A 4,193-nucleotide genomic window follows, 5' to 3' on the forward strand; every position below is an offset into this window, starting at 1 on the left:
ACATGGCCGCGTAACTAATGACAATCAGCCTCCGGCAAACCCGGGGCGGTTCAAAGCGCCTCGGGCCGGACCTTGGGACGTTCTACGACAGGTTCCGCAGCGATGCCGACCTTGAGCGGATGATTGAGCTCGGCATCCACATGAAGGAGGAGGAGCTCACCAAGCAGGGCTTCCGCGTGAAGGTATCCGACCAGACGCTCCAGCGGCAGGTACGGGCCTATGCTGCACTCACAGGGTCCGACCCCGAGGGCATGCTTGGCATCCTCCAGCAGGCGGGGGACGCATCCAACAGCCTCACCGCCAAGATGATCGTGGCAGGCTCCCTCACAGCCAAGACCTTTCAGGACGCCTCTCTGCTTGCCATGCGCATGCAGATGGGCGACTTCACCGAGTTCGGCTCAAAGGAGGCCATGAAAGCGGCTATCGGCAAACGCTTCAGCTTGTCCTTGTCGCTCCTGAAGATCACCGATGAAATCCGTAGCCAAGCGGGGCGGTCACTTCGCGCCAACCGTGGGCGCCCCTTCGATCCCAAGCTTTTCGAGGGCGTTACCGGGGACAGGTTCTTCGACCTCCTCGCTGCCACCGAAGGGGACCCCACCAAGGTCAAGATGCTGGCAGACCCCAGTCTCTACCGGAAGCTTGCCGACACGGTGAACTATATGCGCATCGCCTCGCTGGTGTCCGGCCCGAAGACGCAGCTCATCAACATCATGTCGAACGGTTATATGACGGCTGTTCGCCCCCTTGAGCGCATCCTTGGGGCTACCCCCGGTGCAGTCGTTGGGTCCCAGAAGAGCCGGGCAATCGTCAAGGAGAACCTGAAGCAGTATACCTATATGGGGTCTTCCTTCATGGACGGCTTCATGCTGGCAGCCAAGGCGTTCGGGCGTAACGACAGCATCCTGAGGCCCCATGGCACCGAGATGTTCGGCGAAAGGGCTGGCTCCCAAATCCAGTGGCAGGTTCCCGGTACGCAGGGGCTTAATGCTCAGTACTTCCGGCCGTGGACCAGCACCTCCAACGTCCTCTACAACGCCTTTAGCGTGCCGCTGACCGTGATGGGTCTCCCTGTGCGTGCCCTTGGTGGTGTCGATGAGCTGGTGAAGCAGACGGTCTATCGCTCCAAGCTGGCCGCACGGGCGCACATGGAGGCAACCGAGGAGGCCCTCAATCGCGGGCTTACCGGCAGACCCGCCAAGGACTTCATCAAGAGCTACGTTTCGGACAGCCTTGACGCCGCCTTCGACATGGACGGCAGGGGGCTTGATGCTGAGGCTTTAAGGGAGGCCAATATCGCCACCTTCCAGCAAGACCTTCTTCCGGGGACTATCGGCAAGAGCGTTCAGGACCTCCTTGCCGCCGACACAACCCAGCTAAGCCGCCTTATTCTGCCGTTCGTGCGAACCCCCACCAACGTCATCCGCTATGCGTGGAAGATGACGCCGGGCTTGAACAGGCTACAAACCGAGTATCGCCAGATGCTCAAGGGTGAGTTCGGCGAGGAAGCAAAGGCCCAAGCCATAGGCCAGATGACGCTTGGCGCTCTGTTCATGGGTGCTGCGGCCTATATCGGGGCACAGGGCATGCTTACTGGGGGCGGGCCTACCGATCCTCAGAAGAAGTCCCAGCTCCTCGCCACCGGCTGGCAGCCCTATTCGTTTGTCTTCGAGGACGACGATGGGTCCAAGCGCTACGTGCAGTTCAGCAGGTACGACCCCATCGCCCTGCCTTTCGGTATCATCGCCGATATTCAGGACGCCCACCATATCCTTGGAGCCGAGCAGGCGGCACAGACCCCCGAGGTTGAAAGGGCCATTGGCGCGATGATGGTCTCGCTTGCAAAGCAGTTCACCTCACGCACCTACCTCCTCAGCCTCAACCAAGCGCTGGAGGCCATCAGTGACCCCGACAGGCACGGCGAAGCGTTCCTCGGGAGCCTTGCAGCAAGCATGGTCCCCTTCAGTTCAGCTACGCGCCAGCTCTCCAACGATCCCTACTTGCGGGAAGCACGGGAGGTTGCCGACAAGATGGTGCAGGCGGTTCCCGGCATGTCCGAAACGCTGCCTCCTCGGTACAACTGGCTGGGTGAGCCCATCCTCAACCGCCAAGGCCTTTGGACGGATACCAATGGCTCTTACGTGGACCACGAGACCATCCGGCTTGGCTTGGAGGGTGACGGTCCTCTGGGCATCCCCTCGTACAAGCTTGATGGTGTGGACCTCCGGGAAATCACCATGGCAGACGGGGAGAATGCCTATTCGGCGTACCAAAGGCTGAGCGGCAAGCCCAGCCCGAAAGCCCCCAGCCTCAAGGATGTCGTGGGGCGGATGATGCAAAGCGCTGCCTACAAGAATGCACCAGACGGGGAAAGCACATCGCGCGGCACAAAGCTGTGGCTCCTGAGCAACATCGTCAGCAAGTACCGAAAGGTGGCCGGGGCACGGGTGAGGACTGACCCCAACGTCCGCGCTGAGGTCATGAAGGCCAAGCGGATCGTCCCCGACTACTACAAGAAACTCAACGAGCCGATCACCGAGGAGAAGCAGTCCACCATGGACAATGTGTTCCGGGCGTTCGGCGTGGGCAAATGAGCACCACAAATGACCTATAGCGAGAAAAACGTGAGCAATGATTTCACCCTCTATCTGGCTGTCGCCGGGCAGAATGTCAGTTCCTTCCCCTATCATGCGTGCGCTGCCCACCTCTACGGGCCTGACGGGACAGGGAAAGCCCCAGAGTGGTGTAGCCCCGACACGGAAGTGATTGACGGCACCGGCACCGAAGCGCTGTATGACGGCATCTTGGGCGCTTTGGCGGCAGTTAGAGAGCGCAGCATTCCGGCATCCTCCATCACGATTGTGGTCTACAATGCCGGGCACCAGCTACTTCCGATTTTCGGCACGCGCACTTTGCAGGCTCGGCGTGACGGGAGGTACTTTAAATGGAAGCATAAACCTACGTTGGTGCGCATTGATAATGAGGCTGAGGCCTTGGGCATAACGCTTGGCTGCCGTGTTGTAGGCTGTTCGGCATCCGAAGAGTACGAACGGCTTAACGCTGTGGCGGACGACGCGGCCAACCGCAAACAGACCTTCCTTGACGACATAGAGGCCGGAACCGAGAGTTTCACTCGCCGCAAAGCACGGGGCTGACCATGCTGGACCAACACGGAGGAAAGGCCCTGAAGTTCAATCCATGGCTGGCTCCCCGTGATGGTTCAGCCTTGGCGGTCTTAGCCAATGAGGTCTTTGAGGCGCTTTCCCCGCCCGAGATAACGCCGGGAAGGAAGCACCGGGCCGATGCCGAGAGAAGGAGGGGGCGCTGTGTGGCGTCCCTTCTCGCCAACCTTACCGCTGTCCATTCCGCTCCGAGGGCCTTGGGCTATACCGGCTTGGCGGTTCGGCTTAGGCGAGATGCTACCACGCGGTACAGCACCAACCCGTTCGGCTACACGCTGCAAGTCTTGTCAGCCTGCGTTTCCGCCATGGAACGCTCAGGGCTCGTTTATGTGGTCCGAGGCAAGAAGGGGCGGGCGGCAACCTCCATCGCACCCAGTGAGTCCCTGTGTGCCAAGCTGGAGGCGTCTGGCGTGGAGGTGTCCGATATAATGCTGGTGCCGGGAGCCGAAAGCATCCTTCTTAAGCACAAACCGCCCGGCACCGTGGGGAGGGCTGCTACGGGCGTCCTTGTGGATTACCGCGATACGTCCGAAACGCTGACTATGCGGGAGGAGATGGAAGCCATCAACGCCGGGATCAATGCGGCAGATATTCGGTACGATGGTCAGCCCATTCCGCCACAGCATCTGGTGCGAATCTTTCAGGTGCCGGAATTGCCGACCGAACGGAAGCCGCCAAACTTCAACCTCCATGGACGGCTATATGGCGGCTTCTGGGCCGGCCTTGAGCGGGAGAAACGGGGGGCCATCACCATCGCCGGGGACCCGATTGCCGATCTGGACTTTCGGGCGCTCTTCCTGCAAATCGCCTATGCAAGGCAGAGAGCCAAACTGCCTACCGGGGACCCCTACGCGCTACCCGGATTGGAGAACCACAGGGATGGCGTCAAGAAGGCCACGGCGTCCTTGTTCGCAAAGAGCGGAAACATCTCCGCAATGCGCTTGCCCTCAGAGGCAAAATGAACCGCCCCGGGTTTGCCGGAGGCTCCAACTCTTGAGTAGGATGGAGCATCAT

The 4,193-nt window shown here is 60.5% G+C and carries 3 protein-coding genes; all 3 read left to right on the forward strand.

The genetic code is table 11. From position 1 onward, the window contains the following. The first annotated feature begins 17 nt into the window (after nucleotides 1-17). The 3 genes from AC5DC2_RS20355 to AC5DC2_RS20365 are packed head-to-tail and all read left to right on the forward strand — an operon-like array spanning nucleotide 18 to nucleotide 4,141. Nucleotides 18-2,591, forward strand: coding sequence for a hypothetical protein (locus AC5DC2_RS20355; RefSeq protein ID WP_491699798.1), 2,574 nt, complete (start codon nucleotides 18-20; stop codon nucleotides 2,589-2,591). A 9-nt stretch (nucleotides 2,592-2,600) separates the two neighbouring features. Further along, nucleotides 2,601-3,152, forward strand: a complete 552-nt coding sequence (locus AC5DC2_RS20360) for a hypothetical protein (RefSeq protein WP_491699799.1) — start codon at nucleotides 2,601-2,603, stop codon at nucleotides 3,150-3,152. 2 nt (nucleotides 3,153-3,154) lie between these two features. Next, nucleotides 3,155-4,141, forward strand: coding sequence for a hypothetical protein (locus AC5DC2_RS20365; RefSeq protein ID WP_491699800.1), 987 nt, complete (start codon nucleotides 3,155-3,157; stop codon nucleotides 4,139-4,141). The last annotated feature ends 52 nt before the right edge of the window (nucleotides 4,142-4,193 follow it).

This window comes from Martelella sp. (genome assembly GCF_984369615.1).

Coding starts and splice junctions, on each gene's coding strand:
- AC5DC2_RS20355 (WP_491699798.1), top strand. CDS start 18: ATGACAATCAGCCTCCGGCAAACCCGGGGCGGTTCAAAGCGCCTCGGG.
- AC5DC2_RS20360 (WP_491699799.1), top strand. CDS start 2,601: ATGACCTATAGCGAGAAAAACGTGAGCAATGATTTCACCCTCTATCTG.
- AC5DC2_RS20365 (WP_491699800.1), top strand. CDS start 3,155: ATGCTGGACCAACACGGAGGAAAGGCCCTGAAGTTCAATCCATGGCTG.